Origin of the sequence: Nocardia sp. CC227C (assembly GCF_030767025.1) — a bacterium.
Taxonomy (GTDB): Bacteria; Actinomycetota; Actinomycetes; order Mycobacteriales; family Mycobacteriaceae; genus Nocardia.
On sequence record NZ_JASITE010000006.1, the window covers coordinates 348,000 to 374,646 of the forward strand.

Annotated in this window: 12 protein-coding genes; 4 read left to right on the top strand and 8 right to left on the bottom strand. The window is 71.3% G+C overall.

All coding sequences use genetic code 11. The annotated features are described in order from the left end of the window. The first annotated feature begins 35 nt into the window (after positions 1 to 35). On the top strand, positions 36 to 371 hold the full coding sequence (locus tag QMO76_RS15150; protein WP_306361923.1) for an RNA polymerase-binding protein RbpA: 336 nt from the start codon (positions 36 to 38) through the stop codon (positions 369 to 371). A 159-nt stretch (positions 372 to 530) separates the two neighbouring features. On the opposite strand, the gene QMO76_RS15155 is transcribed toward QMO76_RS15150, so the two are convergent. The 5 genes from QMO76_RS15155 to QMO76_RS15175 all read right to left on the bottom strand — a co-directional run bounded on the left by QMO76_RS15155 (position 531) and on the right by QMO76_RS15175 (position 20,054). Then, complete coding sequence (locus QMO76_RS15155; RefSeq protein ID WP_306361924.1) at positions 531 to 1,418, bottom strand: ABC transporter permease; 888 nt, start codon at positions 1,416 to 1,418, stop codon at positions 531 to 533. Positions 1,419 to 1,498: 80 nt separating this feature from the next. Continuing rightward, the gene (locus tag QMO76_RS15160) at positions 1,499 to 2,485 is read right to left on the bottom strand and encodes an ATP-binding cassette domain-containing protein (RefSeq protein ID WP_306361925.1); all 987 of its coding nucleotides are present in this window, start codon (positions 2,483 to 2,485) and stop codon (positions 1,499 to 1,501) included. After that, on the bottom strand, positions 2,482 to 16,107 hold the full coding sequence (locus QMO76_RS15165) for a non-ribosomal peptide synthetase (RefSeq protein WP_306361926.1): 13,626 nt from the start codon (positions 16,105 to 16,107) through the stop codon (positions 2,482 to 2,484). The genes QMO76_RS15160 and QMO76_RS15165 overlap by 4 nt, the downstream gene beginning before the upstream one ends. 425 nt (positions 16,108 to 16,532) lie before the next feature. Beyond that, positions 16,533 to 18,212, bottom strand: a complete 1,680-nt coding sequence (gene lnt, locus QMO76_RS15170) for an apolipoprotein N-acyltransferase (RefSeq protein WP_306361988.1) — start codon at positions 18,210 to 18,212, stop codon at positions 16,533 to 16,535. A 246-nt stretch (positions 18,213 to 18,458) separates the two neighbouring features. Next, on the bottom strand, positions 18,459 to 20,054 hold the full coding sequence (locus QMO76_RS15175) for an amidohydrolase (RefSeq protein ID WP_306361927.1): 1,596 nt from the start codon (positions 20,052 to 20,054) through the stop codon (positions 18,459 to 18,461). A gap of 253 nt (positions 20,055 to 20,307) precedes the next feature. Here QMO76_RS15175 and QMO76_RS15180 point away from each other — a divergent pair, with 253 nt between their 5' ends. Then, on the top strand, positions 20,308 to 20,802 hold the full coding sequence (locus QMO76_RS15180; protein WP_306361928.1) for an FxsA family protein: 495 nt from the start codon (positions 20,308 to 20,310) through the stop codon (positions 20,800 to 20,802). Between the two features lie 82 nt (positions 20,803 to 20,884). Here QMO76_RS15180 and QMO76_RS15185 read toward each other — a convergent pair whose 3' ends face one another. Both QMO76_RS15185 and QMO76_RS15190 read right to left on the bottom strand, forming a co-directional pair. Then, complete coding sequence (locus QMO76_RS15185; RefSeq protein WP_306361929.1) at positions 20,885 to 21,547, bottom strand: response regulator transcription factor; 663 nt, start codon at positions 21,545 to 21,547, stop codon at positions 20,885 to 20,887. Between the two features lie 30 nt (positions 21,548 to 21,577). Further along, positions 21,578 to 22,807: a sensor histidine kinase gene (locus QMO76_RS15190; RefSeq protein ID WP_306361930.1), complete on the bottom strand. Its 1,230-nt coding sequence runs from the start codon at positions 22,805 to 22,807 to the stop codon at positions 21,578 to 21,580. Between the two features lie 124 nt (positions 22,808 to 22,931). Between QMO76_RS15190 and QMO76_RS15195 the strand changes: the two genes are divergently transcribed. Then, positions 22,932 to 23,699 carry a TSUP family transporter gene (locus QMO76_RS15195; RefSeq protein WP_306361931.1) on the top strand — a complete coding sequence of 256 codons (768 nt, stop codon included), beginning with the start codon at positions 22,932 to 22,934 and terminating at the stop codon, positions 23,697 to 23,699. A 44-nt stretch (positions 23,700 to 23,743) separates the two neighbouring features. Here QMO76_RS15195 and QMO76_RS15200 read toward each other — a convergent pair whose 3' ends face one another. Beyond that, on the bottom strand, positions 23,744 to 24,928 hold the full coding sequence (locus QMO76_RS15200) for a TetR/AcrR family transcriptional regulator (protein WP_306361932.1): 1,185 nt from the start codon (positions 24,926 to 24,928) through the stop codon (positions 23,744 to 23,746). A 188-nt stretch (positions 24,929 to 25,116) separates the two neighbouring features. On the opposite strand from QMO76_RS15200, the gene QMO76_RS15205 reads away from it, so the two are divergent. Then, positions 25,117 to 26,643: a TldD/PmbA family protein gene (locus QMO76_RS15205; protein WP_306361933.1), complete on the top strand. Its 1,527-nt coding sequence runs from the start codon at positions 25,117 to 25,119 to the stop codon at positions 26,641 to 26,643. The last annotated feature ends 4 nt before the right edge of the window (positions 26,644 to 26,647 follow it).

The window sequence follows — 26,647 nt, forward strand, 5'->3', positions numbered from 1 at the left end:
TTAACGTTGCCGACAGGCGAGAAGGGACCGCACCCATGGCAGATCGCGTACTCCGAGGCAGTCGGCTCGGAGCGGTGAGCTACGAGACCGACCGCGACCACGACCTGGCGCCGCGTCGGATGGCGCGGTACCGGACCGACAACGGTGAGGAATTCGACGTCCCCTTCGCGGACGACGCCGACATCCCGCCGACCTGGCTGTGCCGCAACGGCCAGGAGGGCGTGCTCCTCGAGGGCACCACGCAGGAGCCCAAGAAGGTCAAGCCGCCGCGCACCCACTGGGACATGCTGCTCGAGCGCCGCAGCAAGGAGGAGCTCGAGGAGCTGCTCCAGGAGCGGATGGACCTGCTCAAGAACCGTCGCCGCGGCTGACGCGTTCCGAACCGAAGGCCCCCTCGCGTACGCGAGGGGGCCTTCGTCGTACTCGTCGTCACCAGCGCGGAAGCGGCGGCCCGCATGCGAGCCGTCCGCCCGCGGTCGAACGAGCGCCGATGTGCGAGCGGTGCCCGCCCCCGTGCTCAGTGGCTGGGCTCAGTGGCTGGCGACCTTGCGGTACTGGATCAGGGCCAGCGGTACCGCGATGGCGAGGATGCCGAGCGAGCACAGCACCGCGTATTCGATGCAGTGGTCGGCGGGCCAGCCGTCGGCGGGTACGAAGGTCGGGGGCGCGCCGTTGTCGAAGAGTTTGCGCCCCGCCGCCGAGACGGCGGTGATGGGATTCCATTCCGCGATGGTGCGCAGCGGGCCGGGCAGCGTCTCGCCGGAGATGAAGGCGGAGGAGATGAAGGTGAGCGGGAAGAGCCAGATGAGTCCGGCGCTCTGGGCCACCTCCACGCTCGGGGACAGCAGTCCGGTGAGGGCTCCGACCCAGGACATGGCGAAGGCGAACAGCAGGATCACCGCGAAAGCCAGTACGGCATCGGCGATTCCGCCGTTGATGCGCCAGCCCACCGCGTAGCCGCAGCCGACCATGACGCTCAGCGCGAGGATGTTCACCACCGTATCCGACAGGGTGCGGCCCATGAGCACCGCCAGACGCGACATGGGCAGCGTCCGCATCCGGTCGATGATGCCCTTCTGCAGATCGTTCGCCAGCCCGACCGTGGTGAAGGCCGCGTTGAACGCCACCGTCTGCGTGAAGATTCCGGCCAGCAGGAATTCGCGATACTGGCTGCCGCCCAGGGACGCGCCGAAGATGTAGGCGAACAGGAAGACGAACATCAGCGGCTGGATGGTGGCGGTCACCAGCAGGGTCGGCACGCGCAGAATGGTGAGCAGGTTCCGGTGGGCCACGATCGCGCTGTCCCGGAAGACCCGTGGCAGCCAGCCGACGATGGGATGCTCCGGCTCGGTGCGCCCCTCCTTCCCCTTGGCCGCGTCCGCGCTGGGCGCGGGTTCGGTTGCCACATCGACACTCATATCCAGTCCTCCTCGGCCACGACGACTTCGAATCCCCACCCGGTCCCCCTGATATCCCCGCTGCTATCCCCCGCCGTCGGTCACGACAGCACTTCCTCCTGCACGCCCGTCGGGTGCGGCGCGGGCTTCTTCGCGGATGTGCCCGTGAGCGACAGGAATACGTCGTCGAGGCTGGGCCGGTGCACGGACGCGTCGACCACGTGCACGCCCGCGTCGTCGAGCCGCCGCAGCGCTTCGACCATGGTGCGGGTGCCGTCGCCGACCACCACCACGACCTGATCGGCCCCCTCCTCGTAGGTCGGTTCGCCGATGCCCACCTCGGCCAGCACCTTGCGCGCCGGGGCCGGATCCTGCCCGGCGGCCAGGGTGACGGTCAGCTTGTCACCGCCGATGGAGGTCTTGAGTTCGTCCGCGGAGCCGCGGGCGATGACCCGACCGCGGTCGATGACGGTGATCCGGTCGGCGAGCAGGTCGGCTTCCTCCAGGTACTGGGTGGTGAGCAGCACGGTGGTGCCGTCGTCCACCAGTTCGCCGATGACCCGCCACATATCGAGGCGGGCGCGCGGATCGAGTCCGGTGGTGGGTTCGTCGAGCACCACCACCGGCGGGCGGGAGACCAGCGCGCCGGCGAGGTCGAGCCGCCGCGCCATACCGCCGGAGTAGGTGCCCGCCCGCCGCCCGGCCGCGAACTCCAGGCCGAGCGCGCTCAGCAGTTCGCTGGCGCGCCCGGATGCCTGCCGGTGGTTCATGCCGTACAGCCGCGCCACCATGCGCAGATTCTCGAAGCCGGACAGGTTGGCGTCCACGGCCGCGTACTGCCCGGACAGCCCGAGCCGGGTGCGGACCCGGGCGGGCTCGGCGAGCGCGTCCACGCCCGCCACCTTCACCGTGCCCGCGCTGGGGCGCAGCAGGGTGGTGACGATGCGGACCGTGGTGGTCTTGCCCGCGCCGTTGGGTCCGAGCAGTCCCATGACGGTCCCGGACGGGATCTCCAGGTCGATCCCGTCCAGCACCCGCACCTTGCCGTAGTGCTTGACCAGTCCGGAGATCTCCACCGCGAGACTCATCGGGTCTCCTCCCCTTCGGTTGCGTTGCCGCCCAGTCGTTCTCGCAGCACCGGGCCGATCACGCTGAGTGATTCCGGTGTGGTCATCCCGGAGTGGCGGCACCGCACCAGGTGGTCGTGCACCGTGCCGGTGACGTACGGCTGCCAGGCGTCGGCGCAGCGGTCCGGGTGGGCGCGGTTGATCTCGTCGTCGGCGGCGGTGAAGAACAGCATGTCGCCGTCGAAGACGCGCGGCCGGAAGCCGTGCGCCAGCGTGACGCCGTTGGTGCAGCCGACGTAGAGCCGTTCCAGATGCTCGACGGTGAGCGCCGCGAACGGGCCGGGCCGGTTGCGCAGCAGTTCGGCGGCGTCCTGCAGGTTCATCCGCGGATCGATATCGGTGTCGCCGCCGAGCAGGTCGCTACCGAACTCGCCGATGATGTCGGCGATCGACGGGATGCCGCGTTCGAGCAGTTCGTCGGACAGCTGGAAGCTGTCCATGAGCCCGAGCAGCGCCACCTCGTCACCCGCCTCCTGCAACTGCACGGCCATCTCGTGGGCGATGAGACCGCCCAGCGACCAGCCGAGCAGATGGTAGGGGCCTTCGGCCTGCACCGTCTTCATCTGGGCCACATAGTGTTTCGCGGCCGCCGCCACCGAGCTGTGGCTGTCCGCGCCGTTCACGTGCGGCGCCTGCAGACCGTAGAGCGGCCGGTCGGCGGGCAGGTGCGCGAGCAGGCCCGCGAAACACCAGGACAGCCCGATGGCCGGGTGCACGCACCACAGCGGCGGTCGGGTCGCGGCGGCTCCGGCCCGGATGGGCAGCACCGGTTCCAGCGCGGCAGACAGCACCGAGTCCAGGTCGCCGTGCGCCTCCTGCAGCTTGTGCGCGATGGCGGCCGGACTGGATTCGCCGAACATGGCCTGCACCGGCAGCGCGATGCCGTCGGCGCGCAGGTGCGCCACCACCTTGGTGGCGAGCAGCGAGTTGCCGCCCAGTTCGAAGAAGCCGTCGTCCACGCCCACCTTGTCGAGGCCGAGCACATCGGCGAATGCCGCGCACAGCGCCGCTTCGGTGGGGTTGCTCGGGGCCCGGTAGCCCTCGCGGGCGGTGAACACCGGCTCCGGCAGCGCCTTGCGGTCGAGCTTGCCCACCGGCGACAGCGGCACCCGGTCCAGCAGCATGATCGACTGCGGGACCATGTAGTTCGGCACCAGGTCGGCCAGGAAGGTGGTCAGCTCCAGCACCGTCGGTGCGGTGCCGGTGCACGGTTTCACGTACGCGACCAGTGCGGTGACGCCCGCCGGGGTGCGATGGCCGATGGTGTGCGCGAACTCCACCGCCGGATGTTTGGCCAGCGCGGCGTCGATCTCGCCGAGTTCGATGCGGAAGCCGCGGATCTTGACCTGATGGTCGGTGCGGCCCACGTACTCGAGATCGCGCACCCGCCCCTCGCGGGCACACCAGCGCACCAGGTCGCCGGTGCGGTACATGCGCTCACCGGGCTTGCCGAACGGATTGGCCACGAACCGCTGTGCGGTCAGCCCCGGCCGGTGCAGGTAGCCGCGCGCCAATGCCGGTCCGGCCAACTGCAATTCGCCGGTGACGCCCGCGGGCGTGGGATGCAGCCGCCCGTCGAGCACGGTGGCGTGCACACCCCGGATGGGCTCGCCGATGGTGATGGGCACGCCCTCCCCCATCGGCTCCGACATGACGGTGACGATGGTGGTCTCGGTCGGCCCGTACACGTTGTAGAGCTTGCTGGTGCCGTTGGCCCACCGGGTGACCAGATCGGGCGGCAGCGCCTCGCCGCCGACCAGGATGTGCCGCATATCGGTGATCCCGGCCGGATCGACGGTGCCGAGCGCGGAGGTGGTGATGAAGGCGTGCGTGATGCGCTCGGACCGGAACACCTCGCCCAGTTCCGCGCCGCCCACCACACCGGGCGGCGTGATGACCAGTGTGGCCGCACCGCCCAGCGCGAAGAGGATGTCGAGCATGGCGGCGTCGAAACTCGGGGTGGCGAAGTGCAGGATGCGGCAGCCCGGCCGCACCTCGAACCGGGCGGCGGTCTCGGCGGCGAAGTTGGAGATGCCGCCGTGGGTGACCACCACGCCCTTGGGCGTGCCGGTGGAGCCGGACGTGTAGATCACGTACGCCGGATTGTCCATGCGCAGCGGCAGGATCCGGTCCCGGTCCGTGACGGGGGCGTCGGAGGTGGCCAGCACCCGCCGCCGGAACGACGGCGCGTCCAGCACGGTCCAGTTGGCCCCGTCGGGCATGCGCTGCCGGTGCGCGGCCAGGGTGATGCCGAAGGCCGCGCCGGAGTCGGCGAGCATATGGCTGATGCGGTGTTCGGGATAGTTCGGGTCGACGGGGACGAAGGCCGCGCCCGCCTTGGCGATGGCCAGCATGACCGCCACCGATTCGGCGGAGCGTGGAATGCCCATGGCGACCAGGGTTTCCGGTCCCACGCCCTGGCCGATGAGCACCCGGGCCAGCCGGTTGGTCCAGCGGTCGAGCGCGTCGTAGGAGATCTGGGTGCCCGCGGCGCGCACGGCCACCGCCTGCCGGTCGACAGCGGCGGCGGCCTCGAACACCTCCGGGAAGGTGACGGGCCGTCCGGGGGCGTTGCCCCGCACCGGCGCGAGCGCCGACCATTCGTCGGCGTCGAGCACTTCCAGATCACCCACCGCGGTGCCGGGATGGGCGGCGGCCGCGGTGACCAGCCGCACGAAGCGCTCGCCCAGCCGCCGCGCGGTCGCCTCGTCGAACAGGTCGGCGGCGTAGTTCACGTTCACCGTGATGCCGTCGGGTTCGCGTTCCGGATTCCATGCCTCGGTGAGGGTGAACTGCAGATCGAACTTGGCGATGCCGGGGTCGGCGTCGTCGGCCTCGATGCGCAGGCCGGGCAGTTCGAGCGCGCGCAGCGGCTGGTTCTGCACCGACAGCATGACCTGGAACATGGGGTGGTGCGCCTGGGAGCGCACCGGATTGAGCACCTCGACCAGCCGCTCGAACGGGACGTCGGCGTGGGCGAAGGCCTCCAGGTCGGTGTCGCGCACCTGGTGCAGCAGCTCGGCGAAGGTGGCCCCGCCGCGAACCCGGCTGCGCAGCACCAGGGTTCCGACGAACATGCCGACCATGCGGTCGAGCGCGGGGTGGCCGCGCCCGGCGATCGGCGTGCCGACGGTGATGTCGTCACCGCTGGTGAGCCGGTGCAGCAGGGTGACCAGCGCGGCGTGCAGCACCATGAACATGGTGACGCCGTGCTCGGCCGCCACCGCCTGCAGCTCCCGGTGGGTGAAGGCGTCGATATGGCAGTTCACGGTGCCGCCGCGGTAGCTCGGCACCGGCGGGCGCGGCCGGTCGGCGGGCACCTGGAGCAGTTCCGGAATGCCGTTCAGGGCGGTGCGCCAGTAGTCGAGCTGGCGGCTGATCACCGATTCCGGATCTTCCTCGCGGCCGAGGACGTCCTGCTGCCACAGCGTGTAGTCGGCGTACTGCACCGGCAGTTCCGGCCAGTCCGGCGTCTGCCCGGCGATGTGCGCCCGGTAGGCGGCGGCCACGTCGGCCGCGAGGGGGCCCAGCGACCAGCCGTCCATGGCGATGTGGTGCACCACCAGGACGAGCATGTGGTCGTCGGCGGCCAGGCGCAGCAGTTCCGCGCGCAGCGGGGCCTGGGTGCCGAGGTCGAATCCGGCCGCGGCGATGCGCTGGATCTCCGCGTGCACCCGCTCCGGGTCCGCGCCGCGTATGGGCAGCGGGATGGCGCAGGCGTCCGCGTCGAGCACCATCTGACTGGGTTCGCCGTCCAGCTCCGGGAAGACGGTGCGCAGCGTCTCGTGACGGCGCTGCACCGCGTGCACGGCGGCGCGCAGGGCCGCCACGTCCAGGTCGCCGTGCAGGCGCAGGGCGACCGGAATGTTGTACGCGCCCAGGGTTTCCGCGTCCCCGGAGGCATTGAAGCGTTCCAGGAACCACAGCCGCCGCTGCGCCGCGGACAGCGGAACCCGCTCGGGCCGTGGCTGTTTGCGCGGTTCCGGCCGCAGTTCGGCGGTACCGGCTCCGGCGTCGAGCCGGGCGGCGAGCCCGGCCACGGTCGGCGCCGCGAAGACGGTGCGCACCTCGAGCCGGATCCCGGTGGCGGCGGCCAGCCGTGCCACCAACTGGGTGGCCAGCAGCGAGTTGCCGCCGACCTCGAAGAACGAGTCGTCGGCGCCGATGTGCTCGGCTCCCACCAATTCGGCCATCACCGCGGCCACCAGTCGCTCGGTCTCGGTCTCCGCGGCGCGGGAGACCGCCGCCACCACCGCCTGCGGTGCGGGCAGGGCGTCGCGGTCGAGCTTGCCGACCGGGGTGAGCGGAATGCGGTCGAGCGGGGTGAGGCTGCTCGGCACCATATGGGCGGGCAGATGTTCGGCGGCGTGGGCGCGCAGGGCGTCCGGGTCGAATCCGCCATCGTCGGCGGGCAGCACGAAGGACACGATCCGCGGGGTGCCCGCGATCTCGCGAACCTCGGTGTGCGCGAACCGGATTCCCGGATGCGCGGTGAGCACGGCGTCGATCTCGCCGAGCTCGATGCGGAAGCCGCGCACCTTCACCTGGTGATCGCTGCGGCCCAGATAGGCGAGTTCGCCGGTGCCGGTCCAGCGCACCACGTCCCCGGTGCGGTACATGCGCCCGCCGTCGGGACCGTACGGGTCGGCCACGAACCGGGTCGCGGTGAGCCCGAAGCGGTCGAAGTAGCCGCGCGCCACGCCCATACCGCCGAGGTACAGCTCACCCGGCACGCCGACGGGCACCGGCCGCAGCCGTTCGTCGAGGACCAGCGCCCGCGCCCCGCGCACCAGGGTGCCGATGGTGACCGGATCACCCGGCACCATGGGTCCGGCGATACTGATGACGACGGTGGTCTCGGTGGGTCCGTACCCGTTGAACATCATCCGACCGGGCGCCCAGCGCGCCACCAGTTCCGGCCCGCACGCCTCACCGCCGACCATGACGGCCCGCAGGTGCGGCAGCTCCCACCGATCACGGTCGATGGTGGCGAGCGCGGCCGGGGTCATGAAGGTGTGGCTGACGCGTTCGCGGTCCATGAGCGCGGCCAGTTCGTCGCCGCCGTACACATCGGGCGGGCAGATGACCATGGTCGCGCCGGAGCCGACGGCCAGCAGCAGGTCGAAGACGGCCGCGTCGAAGCTGGGCGAGGCGAAATGCATGGTGCGCGAGTCGCGTTCGACGCGCATGCGCTCGCGGATCTCGTCGGCGAAGTTGGACAGTCCGCCGTGGGTGACGGCCACGCCCTTGGGTCGGCCGGTGGATCCGGAGGTGTAGATGACATAGGCCAGATCCCCGGTCCACAGCGTGGTGATCCGGTCCACGTCGGTGATGGGGCCGCCGTCCACGGCCTCGAATTCCTCGATCAGGCCGGGATCGTCGAGCAGCAGCCAGTCCATGGCGTGGCCGCTGGCGGCGGCCTCCAGCCGGGCGGCGTGATCGGACATGCTCACCCCCACCCGGCAGCCGGAGTCGGTGAGCATGTGCCGGATCCGGTCGGCCGGATAGTTGGGGTCCACCGGCATGAACGCCGCACCGGCCTTGGCCACCGCGAGCACGGTGAGCACCGATTCCAGCGAGCGGGTCAGGCCGAGCGCCACCCGGTCGCCGGGTCCGATACCGCGCCGGATGAAGGCGCGTCCCAGGCGGTTCGAGTAGGCATCGGCCTCGGCGTAGGTGAGCTCGGTGCCGTCGGCGCTGAGGAACACCCGGTCCGGGTTGAGGTGCGCGGTGGCGGCGAAGTAGGCCGCCAGACTGCACTGCGGTTCCGGCGCGGGACCCCACGCCGGGGCGAGCAGTTCGCATTCGGCGTCGGTGCGGGCGTCGATATCGCGGATGCGCACCCGCGGGTCGAGGCTCACCGCGTCCAGGACGCGCACCAGCCGCTCGGCCAGGGTCTCGACCGTATGCCGATCGAAAAGCTCCGTGGCGTAGACGAATTCGTAGGCCCGCTGCTCGGCGTCGGCGCCGGGCAGCACCCGCAGCTCCAGATCGAACTTGGCGCGGGCGATATCGAGTTCCTCGGCCTCGAGCGCCAGCCCCGGCAGTTGCAGCACCGGGCGCGGCGTGTCCTGCACCGTGAGCGCCACCTGCAGCAGCGGTCGCAGGCCGCCCGCGGTCGCGCCGAGCGCCTCCACCACCCGTTCGAAGGGCACCTCGGCATGGGCCATGGCGGCGAGTTCGGTATCGCGGTCGGCCTGCAGCAGTTCGCCGAAGCACCGGTCCGGGTCGACGTCCGAGCGCAGCACCAGGGTGTTGACGAACATGCCGACGAGATCGTCGAGCCGGGTGTCGGTGCGTCCGGCCACCGGGGTGCCGATGGCGACGTCCCGCCCGCCGGTGACGATGCGCAACAGCACCGCCAGCGCCGAGCGCATCATCATGAAGGTGGACACGCCGTGTGCGCGGGCGATATCGGCGAGGCGCTGCTGCAGCTCACCGGCCACCTCGAAGCGCACCGCCCCCGCGTGCTGGGTCGGCTCGCTCGGCCGCGGCCGGTCGTAGGGCAGCGGCAGCTCCTCCGGCAGCTCGGCCAGCGCCTGCCGCCAGTAGGCGAGCTGGGTGGCGGCGGCGCTGTCCGGATCGGATTCCGCGCCCAGGCAGTCGCGCTGCCACAGGCTGAAGTCCGCGTACTGCACCGGCAGCGGGGCCCAGACCGGGGCCGCGCCGCCACGCCGTGCGGTGTAGGCATTGGCCAGATCGCGGGTGAGCGGTCCCAGCGACCAGCCGTCGGCGGCGATGTGGTGCAGCACGATACCGAGCACGTGCCGCTGGGATCCGGTGCGCAGCAGGCTGATCCGCAGCGGGATCTCCCGGGACAGGTCGAAGCCGCGCTGGGCGAACCGGCCCAGTTCGGCCTCGACATCGGCCAGCTCGAGTTCGACGGCCGCCAGTTCGGGCAGGCAGCCTTCGGGGTCCAGGATCACCTGGTGCGCGCCGTCGCCGTCCTCCGGGAAGACGGTTCGCAGCACCTCGTGCCGCGCCAGCAGGTCGGCCAGGGCCGCCCGCAGCGCCGCCACATCCAGTTCGCCGCTGATTCGCAGCGCGAAAGCGATGTTGTAGGCGCTGGATTCGGGAGAATATCTATTGAGGAACCACAGTCGCTGCTGGGGCAGCGACAGCGGGATGCGTTCCGGACGCGGGGCATGCACAGCCAGCGCCGCCCGCCGCGTCCGGGGCGCTTCCGCCAAGCGCGCCGCCACCCCCGCCACCGTTGGCACCTCGAAGATGGCGCGCACCGGCAGTTCCACCCCGAATTCGGCGTGCAGGGCGGCGGTGAGCCGGGTGGCGAGCAGCGAGTTGCCACCCATATCGAAGAAGTTGTCGTCGGCGCCCTCCACCGGTATGCCGAGCACCGCGCCGAAAGTCTGCGCGACCCGCCGCTCCGTCTCGGTCTCCGGCGCACGCGACGGCGTCACGGCGGCGAAATCCGGTGCGGGCAGGGCCTTGCGGTCGAGTTTGCCGGACGGGGAGACCGGCATGGCATCGAGCACCACCACGGCCGCGGGCACCATGTACCCGGGCAGCCGGCCGCGCGCGGTCTCCAGCACCGCGGCGGTGTCGACCGCGTTCTCGGCGGTGAGGTAGCTGACCAGGCGCGGATTGCCGCGCTCGTCGGAATGCACCACGGTGAGCGCGAAGGTCACGCCCGGATGCGCACGCAGCACGTGGTCGATCTCGCGCAGTTCGATGCGGAAGCCGCGGATCTTGATCTGATCGTCGGCGCGGCCCAGGAAACGCAGCTGCCCGGTGCCGTCGGTGACCACCAGATCGCCGGTGCGGTACATGCGTTCGCCGCGGCGGCCGTGCGGATTGGCCGGGAAACGCTGAGCGGTCAGGCCGTGCCGGCCCAGGTAGCCGCGCGCCAGACCGGGTCCGGACAGGTACAGCTCCCCCGCCACGCCGGGCGGCACCGGATGCAGCCGCCCGTCGAGCACGAACAGCCGCATACCGCGCACGGGCAGGCCGATGGGCACCGGACGGCCCGCCGCCATGGGTCCGGTGGCGGTGGCGGCGACGGTGGCCTCGGACGGGCCGTACATATTGTGCATGCGGCGGCCCGCGCCCCCGCGCGCCCGCGGGTCGGTCCAGATCCGGACCAGTTCCTCCGGGCAGGCCTCACCGCCGACGATGACGGCCTCGAGGTCGTCCAGATCCTCCGACGGCACGGTGCCGAGAGCGGCGGGCGTGATGAAGGCGTGCGTCACCCGCTCCTCGCGCAGCAGGCGCGCCAGTTCCGCGCCGCCGTACATGCCCGCGGGCGCGACCACGATGGTGGCCCCGGCCGCGAAGCCGAGCAGCAGCTCCAGCACCGAGGCGTCGAAGCTCGGCGAGGAGAAGTGCAGGGTGCGCGCGCTGTCGGTGACCCGGAACAGATGCATCTGCTCGTGGGCCAGCGAGGCCAGGCCCGCGTGCGTCACCACCACGGCCTTCGGTGTGCCCGTGGATCCGGAGGTGTAGATGAGGTAGGCCGGATGCGCGATGCGCAGCGGGTGGTGCCGGTCGGCGTCGGTGAGCGGGGTATCGGGGAATTGGGCGCATTCGGCGGCCAGCTGCTCGGAGCCGATGAGCAGCCAGTCCACATACGACTTGCGGTGGCGGCCCCGGCTGCCCGGCCAGTCCGGCATGGCGTCGCGGTTCTCCGGGTCGGTGAGGCCGAGCATGGCCCCGGAGTCGGCCAGCATGTGCGCGATGCGGTCGGCCGGGTAGTCCGGGTCGATGGGCACGTACGCCGCACCGGTCTTGGCGACCGACCAGACCGCGAGCACGCAGTCCAGGGTGCGCGGCAGCGCGATGGCCACCACCACCTCCGGACCCGCGCCGTGTTCGATGAGCACGCGCGCCAACCGGTTCGAGCGCTCGTCGAGTTCCCGGTAGGTGGTGTCGACGCCGAGGTAGCGCACCGCCACCGCGTCGGGCACCCGCTCGGCGGTGTCGGTGAGCAGCCGGGCCAGGGTCACCGCCGGTTCGGCCGGAGAACCCATGATGGGCACCAGTTTCGCGGTCTCGCGGACATCCAGCAGCGGCAGGTCGCCCACGGCGACACTCGGATCGGCCACCCCGGCGGTGAGCACCGCGGTGAAGCGCCGGGCGATGGCCTCCACCGTGGCGTGGTCGAAGACGTCGGTGGCATAACCGAATTCGGCGGTGATCGGGCCGTCGGGCGCGCCGTCGCCGCCCGAGCCGGGCTCGTGCACGGTGAGCTGGAGGTCGAACTTCGCCACGTCCACGGCCATCGGCAGCACCCGCGACGACAGCCCGTCCAGGTCGATGCGCAGGTCCGGGGTGTTGTCGTAGGACAGCATGACCTGGAACAGCGGATGCCGGGCGGCGGAGCGCTCCGGATTCACCACTTCCACCAGGCGTTCGAACGGCACGTCGGCATTGGCGAAGGCATCGAGGTCGGTATCGCGGACCTCGGTGAGCATGCGGTCGAATCCGGCGGCCGGGTCCACCCGGGTGCGCAGCACCAGGGTGTTGACGAACATGCCGACGACATCCTCGAGCGCCGGATCGGTGCGGCCCGCGATGGGGGTGCCGATGGCGATATCGCCGGTATTGCACAGCCGCGCCAGCACCGCGGCCAGCGCCGCGTGCAGCACCATGAACACGCTGACGCCGCGTTCGGCCGCCAATTCGGCCATGGCGCGCCGGGTTTCGGCGGCGATGGTGAATTCGACGCGGCCGCCCGCGGTGGACCGCTGCCGCGGGCGCGGCCGGTCCAGGGGCAGATCCAGCTGGTCCGGCAGATCGGCCAGGGCCGACCGCCAGTAGGCCAGCTGCCGCGCCAGCGCCGAGGCGGGATCGGATTCGTCGCCGAGCAGTTCCCGCTGCCACAGCGCGAAATCCGCGTACTGCACCGGCAGCGGCGTCCAGTCCGGGGCGTGTCCGGCGGTGCGGGCGGCGACGGCGGTCATGATGTCGCGGGCCAGCGGTGCGATGGACCAGCCGTCCCCGCTGATGTGGTGCAGCACCACCAGGAAGACGTGCTTGTCCGAGCCGGTGGCGTACAGCGCCACCCGGATCGGGGCCTGGCTGCGCAGATCGAAACCGTAACCGGCGTACTCGGTGGCCAGGGCGACCACGTCGGCGTCGGTGGCGTCGACGGGGTCCAGGGTGAGCGGTATCTCCGAGGCCGGGTGCACCAGCTGGCAGGGACCCTCCGGCGTGTCCGGGAAGGTGGTGCGCAGCGTCTCGTGCCGCTCCAGCACGTCGAGCAGACCGGCGCGCAGCGCCGAGATATCCAGCGCCCCGGTCAGTTCCACGGCCAGCGGCATATTGTAGGCGGCCGCGTGCTCGTCGAAGCGGTTGAGAATCCACAGTCGCTGCTGGGCCTGCGACAGCGGGATGTGCCGCGGCCGCGGTCCGGCCACCAGCCGCGGCGAGGAATCGTCGGGGCCGTGGTCGTCGAAGTGCGCGGCCAGCGCCGCGACCGTGGGGTGCTCGAAGAGTTCGCGGATGGTGAGCGTGCCGCCCAGCGCGGCATTGATCCGGCCGATGGCGCGGGCGGCCGACAGCGAATTGCCGCCGAGGTCGAAGAAGCTCTCCCGCACACCGATCTCGTCGACGCCGAGCACCTCGGCGAAGATGGCGGTGAGCCGCTGCTCCACATCGGTGCGGGGCACGGCCGGGGCGGGCACGGGTCGCCGCGAGCCCGCACCCGGATCGGGCAGGGCCTTGCGGTCCACTTTGCCGTTGGCGCTCAGCGGTAGTTCGTCCAGCGGCACCAGCACCGACGGCACCATGTAGCTGGGCAGGGTGCGCTCGAGGGCGGCGGTCAGCTCGGCGGTGTCCAGATCGGTGACGCCGGGCGCGGCCACCACGTAGCCGACCAGGTCGTCACCGCCGCGGCCGCGGCGGGCCACGCAGACCGCGCGGGCGACCCGGGCGTCCGCCAGCAGCGCGGCCTCGATCTCGCCGAGCTCGATGCGCAGACCGCGGATCTTGACCTGGAAATCGCTGCGGCCCAGGTATTCCAGCACACCCACCCGGCCGACCCGCCAGCGCACCAGATCGCCGGTGCGGTACATGCGCGTGCCGGGGGTGAAGGGGTTGGCCACGAACCGGTCGGCGGTCAGCCCCGCCCGGCCCAGGTAGCCGCGGGCCAGCTGCACACCCGCCAGGTACAGCTCACCCACCACCCCGGGGGCGACCGGCTGCAACCGCGCGTCGAGCACATAGGTGCTGGTGTTCCAGATGGGCGAGCCGATGGGCACGTCCGTGGAGCCGGGTGCGCAGTGCCAGGCGGTGACGTCCACGGCGGCCTCGGTGGGGCCGTACAGGTTGTGCAGCTGCGGGGCGTCCGGCCCGGAACCGAGGGCGGCGTGGAATTCGGCGACGGTGGCGGCGGGCAGCCCCTCACCGCTGCAGAACACCCGCCGCAGCCCGGTGCAGCCGCGCACATCGGTGTCGGTGAGGAAGACCGACAGCATGGACGGCACGAAATGCGCGGTGGTGACGCCCTTCTCGGCGATGAGACGTGCCAGGTAGACGGGATCGCGGTGCCCGTCCGGGGCGGCGATGACCAGCCGTGAGCCGATCTGCAAGGGCCAGAAGAACTCCCACACCGAGACGTCGAAGGTGGCGGGGGTCTTCTGCAGCACCACATCGCCGCCGTCGAGCGGATAGGCGTGCTGCATCCAGCGCAGCCGGTTCACGATGGCGGCGTGACTCACGCCCACGCCCTTGGGTTTTCCGGTGGAGCCGGAGGTGAAGATGACATAGGCCAGGTGCTCGGCCCGCAGCGGGGCGCGCCGGTCGGCGTCGGTGATCGGGCGCGGGCTGTGCGCGGTCAGGTCGGCGGTGTCGATGTCGAAACGCTCGGCGGCGGGCAGATCCAGGGCGTCGCGGGTCGCCGTGAGCACGCACAGCGGATTCGCCTGCTCCAGCACCTGCCCGATGCGCTCGGCCGGGTGGTCCGGATCGATGGGCAGGTAGGCCGCGCCCGCCTTGACGATGGCGTACATGCCGGCCAGCAGGTCGATGCTGCGCCGAATGGCCAGGGCCACCACGGTGTCCGGACCCGCGCCGCGGGCGATGAGTTCGCGGGCGAGGCGGTTGCTGCGCTCGTCGAACTCCGCGTAGGTGAGCGTCTCGTCCTCGAATTCCAGGGCGACGCGGTGCGGGCCGGCGGCGGCCCGGTCGGCGAAGAGTCCGGCGAGGGTGCCCTCCTGCCGGGCCACCCGGGTGGAATTCCATTCGCGCAGTACGCGGTCGCGTTCGTCGTCGGTGAGCACCGGCAGGGTGGCGACGCCGGTATCGGGGGCGGCGGAGAGGAATCGGTCCAGGTAGTCGAGGAAGCGGCCGTGGTGGGTGGTGAGTTCGGCGGGGCCGTAGAGCCGCGGATTGGCCTCGAAGTCGATGTGGGTGCGTCCGCCCTCCCCGTTGTAGAGGTTGATGGACAGGTCCTCGACCGGGCCGGTGGAGATGATGTTGAGCGAGCCGACCAGGCTGCCGAAGCGCAATTCGCTGTGGAACAGCATGATGTTGACCATCGGCCCGAAGAAGCCGCGGGCGTCACGCGAGTAGCCGCAGTCGCGCCGGATGTCGTCGCTGCGGTAGCGCTGGTGCCGCAGCGCGCCGGTGATCTGGAGCTCGACCGCGCGCACGGTATCGGCGACGGTGCTCTCGTCGGTGAAGCGGATGCGCAGCGGCACCACATTGGACACCACACCGGCCGAGCGGCGCAGCGCCACGGTGGTGCGGGCGGAGACGGGCAGGCTGAGCACCACGTCCTGGGTGCCGGTGACACCGCGCACATAGCCGGCCAGCGCGGCCACGAACAGGGTGGAGGAGTTGGTGCCCAGGGTCGCGGCGGTGGCGGCCACGGTGTCCTCGAGCGCCGGGGCCAGCACCGCGGTCGCGAGCCGGCGGCCGGCGTCGGCGACGGTGGCGACCGCGCCCGCGGCGGACAGGGTGATGGGATCGCCCACGCCGTCGAGCTGTTCGCGCCAGTACTCCCCGTCCTTGAGGAAGCGGGTCGTCTCGCGATAGCGGGATTCGTCGGCGTAGATGCCGGCCAGCGGGGTCGCGCGGGAGACCGCCGGTTCGGTCCGGTCCTCCAGCGCGCTGTAGATCTCCGCGGTGCGGGTGACGGCGTTCATCGCGCCGTAGCCGTCGATGACGATGTGATGGGCACGCGAGTACCAGAAGTACTCCGCATCCGCGATCCGCAGCACCACATTGATGGTGAGCGGATCGTGTTCGATGTCGATGGCCGAGCTGGCGTGCTCGTTCATCCAGGTCAGCGCGGCCGCCCGCGGGTCGGGTTCGGCGCGCAGGTCGATGCGCGCCCAGCCGGGCCGCCAGCCGGGGTCGACGACCTGGTGCGGTACGCCGTCGATCTCCGCGAGTCGCACATGGCCCACCTGGGTTTCGGAGCCGAAGCGCTCGATGGCGTAGAGCAGGCGGCCGACATCGAGATCGCCGTGGATCTCCACGTATTGCGCGATGGTGAGCGGAATGTCGGGCCGGATGCGCTGGGCATACCAGAGGGCCGATTGCGCGGGCGACAGCGCGAAAGGTTGTGCCGAGAATTCACCAGAAGAGCATTGGTCGACGCGATCCGTGGCCAATGAACTCATCAATCACTCCGTTCTGCCGCTGTTGACGCAACTCCCCGAGCACCGCACCCGACACTGCGACTGCCACGCGCACGCGTGTAGTCGTAGGACGTGACCCACGCCCTATGATTCGGAGCATCCCGCCGACCGGACTGGTGGCGATCTCGAGTTGTCCGGCAACGAACCTCGTTGGCGGAGTGGATTATTGAATGGCTACTTCACCGCAAATGCAGTGAAAAGCACGCTCTAGCAGTATGAATACCGTTTCCAGCGAGAGAGATCAGCAGCCGTACTGTGAGCTAGCTAACAGCAGGTGACACTGCGATGGCGGGCTCGGCGGGCGTCCCTCATACGCACCGCCGCCGCGAACGTTCACGGTCGGCTCCGGCTCGGACCGATCGCATCCCGCGCCGGGCACGGGCCACCGCGGGGGTGGAGCCGGATGGTCATCCGGCTGCGTCCTGGTCGGCCGGCGGCGCGGGGGTGGACGTTCGCCGGCGGATCGCTGCCGCCACGAGTGCGGCCGCGGCCAGAATACACAAGACGTACTCCGGCGCGGGGCCGATCCGCGTGGCGAGTGTCGTCCCGGTGCGCAGCGGCATTTCGGCCACCAGCGCCGCCGGCACGAACTGGGCGGTCTGCTGCTGAATTCGGCCGTCCGCGCCGATCATCGCGCTCACCCCGGTGGTGGCCGAGACCACCAGTGCGCGACCGTGCTCCACCGCGCGCACCCGTGACATGGCGAGCTGCTGGTAGGTCATCTCGCTCTTGCCGAAAGTGGCGTTGTTGGTGGGCACAGTGAGGATTTCCGCGCCCGCGCGCAGCGACTGCTCGAAGGCGCGGTCGAAGGCGACCTCATAGCAGGTGGCGACGCCGATCCGCACCGCGCCGTCGGCCGCGGTCGGCACCGACACCACGCCGTCACCGGTACCCGGGACGAAATAACCGGCGCGGTCGGCGTATTCGGAGAAGTGCCGGAAGAACTCGCGGTAGGGCAGGTATTCGCCGAAGGGCTGGATGATCTTCTTGTCGTGGCGGTCGACCGGACCGTTCGCGCCGTCCCACACCATGACCGAATTCGTGGTGGTGCGATCGGAATTGACCAGCACCGCGCCGACCAGGATCGGAGCCCCGACGGCCGCGGACGCCCGGGTGATCAGGGCGGCGGCGTCGCCGTTGCGCAGCGGATCGATATCCGACGAATTCTCCGGCCAGATCACCACATCCGGGCGGGGGACGCGACCGGCGGCCACCTCGCGGGCCAATTCCTCGGTGCGCCTGACGTGATTGTCCAGAACCGCGCGACGCTGGGCATTGAAGTCCAGGCCGAGGCGGGGCACGCTGCCCTGGATCGCGGCGACCGTGATCGGCCGGTTGCCGTCCTCCGGGCCGGGCAGCGCGGTCCGGAGGATCACTCCGGTGAGTGGAATGATAGCCACAAGCATTGTCGCGGGAATAATCAAGTTCCAGGATATGGGACGCCGTGCTCCCCATCTGGAACGACGCGGAGGGTCGGCCGACGGGTCCGCACCCGCCCGCGGCCGCCGCACCGCGAGCGCCAGCGCGGCCAGTCCGGTGCCGGTGAGCGCCACCAGGAAACTGACCAGCGGCGCGCCGCCGAGCATGGCGAACGGCAGGTACCAGCCGTCCCCCTGCCCGAAAGCCAGCCGCCCCCAAGGAAATCCGCCGAACGGGAAACTCGACCGCAGCCACTCGGTGAGCGACCACCCGGCCGCCACCCACAGCGGCCACCCCGGCAGCCGCCCGACCCACCGCGCGAACACGCCGAACAGCCCCACGTACACCGCGCACACCGCCGACAGCGCCAGCCACGGCACCGGTCCCACATAGATCCCGGTCCACGGCAGCAGCGGCAGGAAGAACCCCAGCCCCGCCAGCATCCCGTACCCGAATCCCGCCCGCGCCCGGCCGCTGTCGCGCACCACCAGCGTCAGCACGGCGATGCCGACGGGTGCGAGGAACCACAGCGTCCGCGGCGGAAAACTCACGAACAGCAGCAGGCCCGCGATGACGGCGGCCGACGACCGCGCCGCCACCGGATACCGCCGCACCGGATTCCCGACACGGCCGACCACCCCACCGGAGCCCACCGCGTCCGTCACCATCCCGCCATCACCCACGGCCGCACCCTACCCACCGGACTCACCACCGGTGCCACGCACTCCGTCGCCGACGGCCCCGCATTCGCTTCCTCCGCAGCGTATTCGGCAGGTTCGGAAGACCGCGAGTGCTCGATCCACGGCAGCGACGGCATGTCCTCCATCCACTCGACACACCTCGGAGGCCAGGGCCGCCGCCGAGCCCGGCAATCCGGCAGGCCACAGCGCGGCGACACCGGGCGGGTGGCGGTGCTACGCGGCATGGATGGTGACCCCGCGGTGCACGGTGCGCAGGCAGCGTGGGAGGGAGGCGGTGGGGTCGAGGGGCGGGAGGCCGGGGACTCGGGAGCGGGGGTCGGTGGACCAGCGCTGCACGGAGTCGGTGGCGGCGGCGACCACCAGGTCGTCGGCCGCCCAGACCGCGTAGGAGGCGGGGGCGCCGGGGACCAGGGTGCCGCTGACGCCGTCGCGGACGCCGCCCGCGCGCCACGCGCCGCGGGTGGCGGCGGTGAAGGCGGCGCGCGGGGAGATGCCGTGGCCGGGGGTGCGGTGGTTGGCGGCGGCCCGCACGGCCTCCCACGGGTTGAGCGGCGTCACGGGTGCGTCCGATCCGATGGCGAGGGAGATGCCCGCGGCGGCCATGGCGGCGAACGGGTTGAGGGTGGCCGCACGGTCCGCGCCGAGGCGGGTGGCGTACATGCCGTCGGGGCCGCCCCAGGCGGCGTCGAATCCGGGTTGCACACTGGCGATCACGCCGCAGGCGGCGAGCTTGGCGATCTGCTCGGCGTCCACCATCTCGGCGTGTTCCACACGGTGGCCGCGGGTGGCGACGGCCGGGTCGCCGAGTTCGGCTGCGGCGCGGGCGAATCCGTCCACCACGATATCCATGGCGGCATCGCCGATGACGTGGAATCCCGCCTGGATGCCCGCTTCGGTGCAGGCGCTCAGGTGGGCGGCGACGGCGTCGGCGTCGAGGAAGGCGGCGCCGCGCGAGTCGCGGTCGGCGTAGGGGGCGCGCAGCCGGGCGGTGTGCGAGCCGAGCGAGCCGTCGACGAACAGATCTCCGCCGAGGGCGTGTACACCGAGGTCCTTCACCAGGGTGCGGGCCTCGTCGGCGGTGCGCACGGCCGCACCCCAGTACACGCGCACCTCGACACCGTGCTCGAACTCCAGCAGTTCGGCCACGTCCGCATGCCCGCTGATCTCGGGGCCGGCGCATTCGTGCACGGCGACGATGCCGTGGGCGGCGGCGTGGTCGAGGGCGGCCCGCCGGGCGCGGTCCCGCTGGGCGCGGTCCAGTCCGTCCAGCACGGCGGCCCGCACCCGGTGGTGGGCGTTCTCCCGCAACGGTTCTCCGCGCGTGAAGCCGGCGGCGGCGGTCACTCCGGGCACGGCGTCGAGCAGGGCGGTGGACACCACGGCCGAATGCGCGTCCACCCGGGTCAGGTAGACGAGGCGGCCGGGGGCGGCGGCATCGAGTTCGGCCGACGTCGGCGCTCGCCGCTCCGGCCAGCGCGTCTCGTCCCAGCCGTCGCCGAGGATCGCGCCGTCCGGCCGGGTGCGCGCGAATTCCCGCACCAGTTCCAGGCATTCGGCCAGCGATGCGGCCCGCGACAGGTCCAGTCCGGTGAGGTGCAGGCCCAGCGCGGTGGTGTGCACATGCGGATCCACGAAGGCCGGTGCCACGAACGCGCCGTCGAGTTCGACCACCTCCGCGTCCGGGTGCAGCGCCCGCCCCGGCTTGTCCTGGCCCACCCACACCACGGTCCCGTCGCTGACCGCCATGGCGGTCGCGTCGGGATTACTCGAACTGTAGATGCGGCCGCCGACAAGCAACTGGGTACTCACGAGTCACCAGTCTGCCGCACGCCGCACCCGTGCCCCCGACCAGCCTCCGGCCTCGACCGCCCCGTCTTCCGGCGCGGAACCGGACACGGACGCACACCCCGCCCGATGCCGCGCCGATCACGCACGCATCGCCTGCCGCGCCGGGCTCTGCCTCGCCCCGGCCACGCGGGGTGCCCCGCACCACAGTTCCATTCGGGAGAAATTTCGCGCATTCGGACGTTGTCCGGATAGATCGTCCGAAAGGATCGCCCCCATGCCCGCACTGTTGTTTCTCGTCTATCTGGTCGCCGAAGTCGCCACGCTGGTGGCATTCGGCCACCTCATCGGCGTTTTTCCCACGATCCTGCTGCTGATCGGCGGGTCGGCGGCCGGTCTGATCCTGGTGCGTTCGCAGGGTCGGCGTGTCTTCGAACGGTTCCGCCGGGCCGCGCGCGGCGAGGTCGACCCGGGTTCCGCGGTCGCCGACGGCGCGCTGGTCGCGGTGGGCGCGGTCCTCATGTTCGTCCCGGGCCTGCTCACCTCGCTGCTCGGCCTGCTGGCGCTGGCTCCGCCGACCCGCTTCCTGCTCCGCCCCGCGGTGGCCGCGTTCGCCGCGCGGCGTCTCGGCCGGGTGGCCAACACCGTCGGCCCGTTCGGCTACCGGAACGTGGTCATCGACCCGGACGGCGACATTGTCGACGCCACCGTGGTGACCGAGTGGTACGACGACGGCCAGGGCACCGCCCGCCGCATGATCGACCCGCGCTGACCCGCACCTGCCCGACTCGGCCCGGCGGCGATCCACTCGGATCGCCGCCGGGCCGTTCATCTGTCCGTCGGGAGCCGTGCCGTCACGCGCTGCCGGGGCGGACCAGACCGGTCTCGTAGGCCAGTACCACCGCCTGCACCCGGTCGCGCAGCCCGAGTTTGGTCAGCACCCGGCCCACATGGGTCTTCACCGTGGCCTCGGAGAGATAGAGCGCCGTGGCGATCTCGGCATTGGAGCGTCCGGCGGCGATGTGTCCGAGCACCTCGCGTTCCCGGGCGGTGAGGACGTCCAGCACGCCCGGATCGCGTCCGGCGGCCGGATCGTCGGCGATCAGCCGGTCCAGCAGGCGCTTGGTGACCTTCGGGGAGACCACCGCGTCACCCGCGGCGACGCTGCGGATCGCGGAGATGAGGTCCTCGGGCGGAGTGTCCTTGAGCAGGAAGCCGCTGGCTCCGGCGCGCAGCGCGCCGAGCGCGTGCTCGTCGAGGTCGAAGGTGGTCATGACCAGCACCCGGCTGCCGCAACCGGAGTCGATGATGTGCCCGGTGGCGGTGACCCCGTCGGTGACCGGCATGCGCACATCCATGAGCACCACGTCGGGTCGCAGTTCGGCGGCGCGGGAGATGGCGGCGGCCCCGTTGTCGGCCTCCCCCACCACCTCGATGTCGGGGTGCGCGCCGAGCACCATCTTCAATCCCGCGCGCATGAGTTCCTGGTCGTCGACTACGAGAACGGTGATCGGCACGTAGATCAATCTATCGGCCCGGGCCACCGATTATTCGTCCGGTGCGCGTTCCAGCGGGATGGTGGCGCGCACCCGCCACCCGCCCTCGGGACGGCGGCCCACGCTCAGGGTGCCGCCGAGCACCGCCATCCGCTCGCGCATGCCGACCAGCCCCAGACCGCTGCCGACGGTGGCCAGGCCGTTCCCGGGGGCGACGATGGCGACCCCGGCGGCGGTGGTGCCGACCGCGCCCGTGGCATCGCCGGGCGCGCCGCCGGAGTCGACGATCTCGATCAGGATGTCGCTGTCGCGGCGCACCACCCGCACCTTGGCGCGGGGGTCGGGTCCGGCATGGCGCAGGGTGTTGGTGAGCGACTCCTGCACGATGCGGTGCACGCCGAGGCTGATCTCGGGGCTGACATGGTCGAGTTCGCCGCTGAGTTCGAGTTCCACCGCCAGCCCCGCGCTGCGCATCATGGCGACCACCTTGGCGATTCCGGCGGTGCCGTGCTGCGGAAGTTGTTCGGGCGCATGCTCGGTGCGCAGCAGTTCCACGGTGCGGCGCAGTTCGCGCAGGGCTTCGCGTCCGGTCCCGGCGATGGTGGTCAGCGCCTGTTCTGCGGTGTCGGGGTCGTGGCGCAGGGCGTAGCGCGCGCCGTCGGCCTGGACGATGATGACGCTGACCGCGTGCGCCACCACATCGTGGAGTTCCCGGGCGATGCGGGTGCGTTCGGCGGCGACGGCATCGTGCGCACGGCGTTCGCGGTCGTAGTCGGCGACGGCCAGCCGCGCTTCCACCTCGGCGTCGTAAGCGTGTCGCGCGCCGATGAATTCGGCGAGTGTCCAGCACAGGGCGTAGTACACGGCGGTGAAGGCGGCGTCGGTGCCGTCGGGCGTGCCGACCAGGAAGTGGGCCAGCGCGCTGTCGACGATGAGCGCGCCCACGTACAGCAGGCCCTGGCGGCGGCCGACATAGGCGACCAGCGTGTAGAGCATGATGCCGAGTCCGAGCAGCGCCGGATGCAGCGCGCCCCGGGCGTCCTGGGTGCCCCAGTGGCTGAGGGAGGTGAAGTAGGACAGTCCGATCAGTACGATCGCCGATCCCACCGGGTGGGTGCGCCGGAAGATGATCGGCAGCGGCAGCAGCACGCTGAGGGCGAGGTAGACGGCCTTGTGATCGCTCTCGCCGACGCCGAGGACGTCGATGAGGAACAGTCCGAGCGCCAGCATCGAGTCGGCTACCTGGGGCCTGCCCCGCAACCACAGACTGAACCGACGCATGGGTCCACCCTAAGTCGTGCCGAGCACCGGCCGTTCCCACGCGCCGAGCACCAGCTCGAGAACCGACCGGTTCGGGCTTTCTGGTGATTTGCCCGAAGTGTGCGCGTTCTGATTGGGTCGGCGAATGAACGTTGCGGACTGGGCGATCCTGCTGACGGCGGCGACCGCGGCCGGATGGGTGGATGCGGTGGTCGGCGGCGGCGGACTGATCATCCTGCCGACGATGTTCGTGGTGGCGCCGGGCATCGCACCGCAAACCGCGCTGGGCACCAATAAACTCGCGGCCTTCTCCGGCACCAGCGCCGCGGTGCTCACCTTCGCCCGCAAGGTGCCCATGCGGTGGCGCAGCCTGCTGCCCGCCGCGCTCCTCGCCGGGCTGGCGGCGGCCTGCGGTTCGGCGGCGGTGGCGCTCATCGACCGGGACCTGTTCATCCCGATCGTCATGGTGGTGCTGGTGGGTGTCGCGGTTTTCGTCACGCTACGGCCGTCGATCGGCGTCACCATGGCCACCCATCGCCCGACCCGCCGCAAGACCATCCTGGTGATCGCCCTGGCCGCCGGTCTCATCGGCCTCTACGACGGCCTGCTCGGCCCCGGCACCGGCACCTTCCTCATCATCACCTTCGCCACCCTGCTCGGCACCGAGTTCGTGCGCGCCGCCGCCATGGCGAAGGTCATCAACTGCGGCTCCAACCTCGGCTCCCTGCTCTACCTGGGCGCCACCGGCCACGTCCTGTGGGCCCTCGGCCTGGCCATGGCCGTCGGCAACGTCCTCGGTGCGGTGATCGGCTCCCGCATGGCGCTGGCCCGCGGCGCGGGTTTCGTCCGCGCCGTCCTGCTGATCGTGGTGGTGGCCATGGTGATCCGCCTGGGCTGGCAGCAGTTCGCCTGAGCCCCAGCGACTCCTGAGCCCCAGCGACTCGAAGCCCCACCGGCTCAGACCAGAGCGTCCTCGGGCAGCGGGAGATCGTCGGCGCTCTCCCGGGTCGCTTCGGGTGCGTGCCACGGGGATTCCGGGTGGGGCGGATCGGGCTCGGGGGTGTTGAGGCGCGTGGTGCCGTCTTCGGCCCGGTAGACGGTGAACCGCTCGGTGGGCAGCGGGCGGGCCGATTCCAGGGCGCGCCGGAGCGGCTCGGGGCTCAGGCGGCGCACCGCGTGCCGGGGGCCGGTCGGTTCCGAGCGCACGGGGACGAGTGACCGGGGCGTCGCGGACTCCGGGGTTTCCGTCACCGGGGATTCCGTCACCGGGGATTCCGCTGCGTATTCCCGATATTCGGTGACGGACCCGCGGGCATCGGGATCGTCCTCCCGCGATTCGCTGCCGTGCTCGTCCGACTCGATACCGCCGTCGCCGGACTCGGCGACGCGGTTCGCGGAACCGACGGCGCGATCGTCGGATCGGGCGGTATGGTCCGACGGCTCCGCCCCGCGCGCCGACGGACCGGTCTCCTCCGCGGCGGCCGCGGATGACTCGGCGGGCGTCGGCGCGGTGCGCTCGGCGCGGTCGGCGAGCCAGGGGGCCAGCACCTTCGAGGTGGTCTCCTGGATCTTGCGGTGCAGCTGGTCGCCGTCCTCGAGGCCCGGTTGCTGGAAGAGGACCGTGAGCGCGCCGGAGACCGCGCCGACCACCGCGCCCACCAGGGCGGCGGCTCCGACATCGTCCAGTTCCTCCGGGAAGGCCGTCCGCAACTGTCCGGCGATCTCCTGTTGCGAGGCCAGCTGGGCGTAGGCCGCGCGGCCGCTCACGGCGGGCACGGTGCGCGAGATCCGGGCGCGCAGCACGGAGATGCGGGATGCCAGCGTGTCGCCGAGGTGGTCGCCGGGATTGTCGCCCGCCGCGCGCAGGGCGCGCAGCAGCACCTCCACCGGGCGTTCGCCGGGGCGGCGGGTGGCGATGGCACGGACGGCGGCCTGGACCCGTTCGTCGGGTTCCGGGAAGAGCAGTTCTTCCTTGCTCGCGAAGTAGTTGAAGAACGTTCTGGTGCCGACCTCGGCGGTGGCGGCGATATCGGCGACCGTGGTCGCCTCATAGCCTCGGGTCTCGAACAATTCGACGGCAGCCTCGAGCAGGGCTCGGCGGGTCCGTTCACGTTTGCGGTCACGAAGTGCGGATGGCGGCACGCGGGCAGACGCTACGGCATCCGAGCAGCAAAACGTGGCATGTCCACGGGTTTGTCGCGCGCGTTTCATGGTGTGCGACTTCGCAGTCCGTGCATTCTTGCAGCGTGTGCTGCTTCGCACGCTGTGTATTACGGTTCGCTCGCACGTGTGGTTGGCGCGTGTCGGACGTCCGGCTTAGCGTGGACCGGGTGAGCATCGCAACCAAGGCCGTGGACGACGAGTTCCGCGCACTGCCCCTGGCCGCGCTCGCCGATGCCGCCCTGTCGGCGGCGCTTTCGGCAGGCGCGAGCTACGCCGATCTGCGGGTGCACCGGCTGGTGTCCCAGTCCATTCGGCTGCGGGACGGCCGGGTCGAATCGGTCGGTGACAGCACCGATCTCGGCTTCGCGGTCCGGGTGATCGTGGACGGCACCTGGGGCTTCGCCTCGCACGCCGTGCTGAGTCCGGAGTCGGCGGCGGAGGTGGCGCGCCGCGCCGTCACGGTTGCCACGACACTGCGGGCGCTGAACCGCGAGCGTGTCGAGCTCGCCGCCGAGCCGGTGTACGACGGCGTGGAATGGGTGTCGGCCTACGACATCGACCCCTTCACCGTGCCCACCCCCGAGAAGACCGCACTGCTGCTGGACTATTCGCGCCGCCTGCACACCGCCGCCGGCGTGGATCACGTGACGGCGTCGCTGTACCAGGTCAAGGAGCAGACCCACTACGCCGACACCTTCGGCTCCCGCATCACCCAGCAGCGGGTGCGGCTGCAACCGCAGCTCGAGGCCATCGCCGTGGACACCGCGGCGGGGGTCTTCGACACCATGCGCACCCTCGCCGCCCCGGCGGGTCGCGGCTGGGAGTACGTGACCGGCGCGGACGGCGTCTGGGATTGGGACGGCGAACTCGCGCGCATCCCGGAGTGGCTGGCCGAGAAGGTGCAGGCCCCGACCGTCGTCCCCGGTCCCACCGATCTGGTGATCGATCCCAGCAATCTGTGGCTGACCATCCATGAGTCCATCGGCCACGCCACCGAGTACGACCGCGCCATCGGCTACGAATCCGCCTACGCGGGCACCTCCTTCGCCACCCCGGACACCCTCGGCACCCTGCGGTACGGCACCCCGATCATGCATGTCACCGGTGACCGCACCGAGGCGCACGGACTGGCCTCGGTCGGCTACGACGACGAGGGGGTGGCCGGGCAGCGCTGGGATCTGGTGCGCGACGGCATCCTGGTGGGCTATCAGCTCGATCGCGTCTTCGCCCCGCGCCTGGGTCTGGAGCGGTCCAACGGCTGCTCGTACGCCGACTCCCCGCACCATGTCCCGATCCAGCGCATGGCGAACGTGTCGCTGCAACCGGATCCGGAACGCGACACCAGCACCGCCGAGCTGATCTCGCGGGTGGCGGACGGCCTCTACATCGTCGGCGACAAGAGCTGGTCGATCGATATGCAGCGCTACAACTTCCAGTTCACCGGCCAGCGCTTCTTCCGCATCCGCGACGGCGAGCTGGCCGGGCAGGTGCGCGATGTCGCCTATCAGGCCACCACCACCGACTTCTGGGGCGCCATGGAAGCGGTCGGCGGCCCGTCCACCTGGACGCTGGGCGGTGCGTTCAACTGCGGGAAGGCGCAGCCCGGTCAGGTGGCGGCGGTCAGTCACGGCTGCCCGTCGGTACTGGTCCGCGCCGTCAATGTCCTCAATACGCGCACGGAGGCCGGGCAGTGAACAG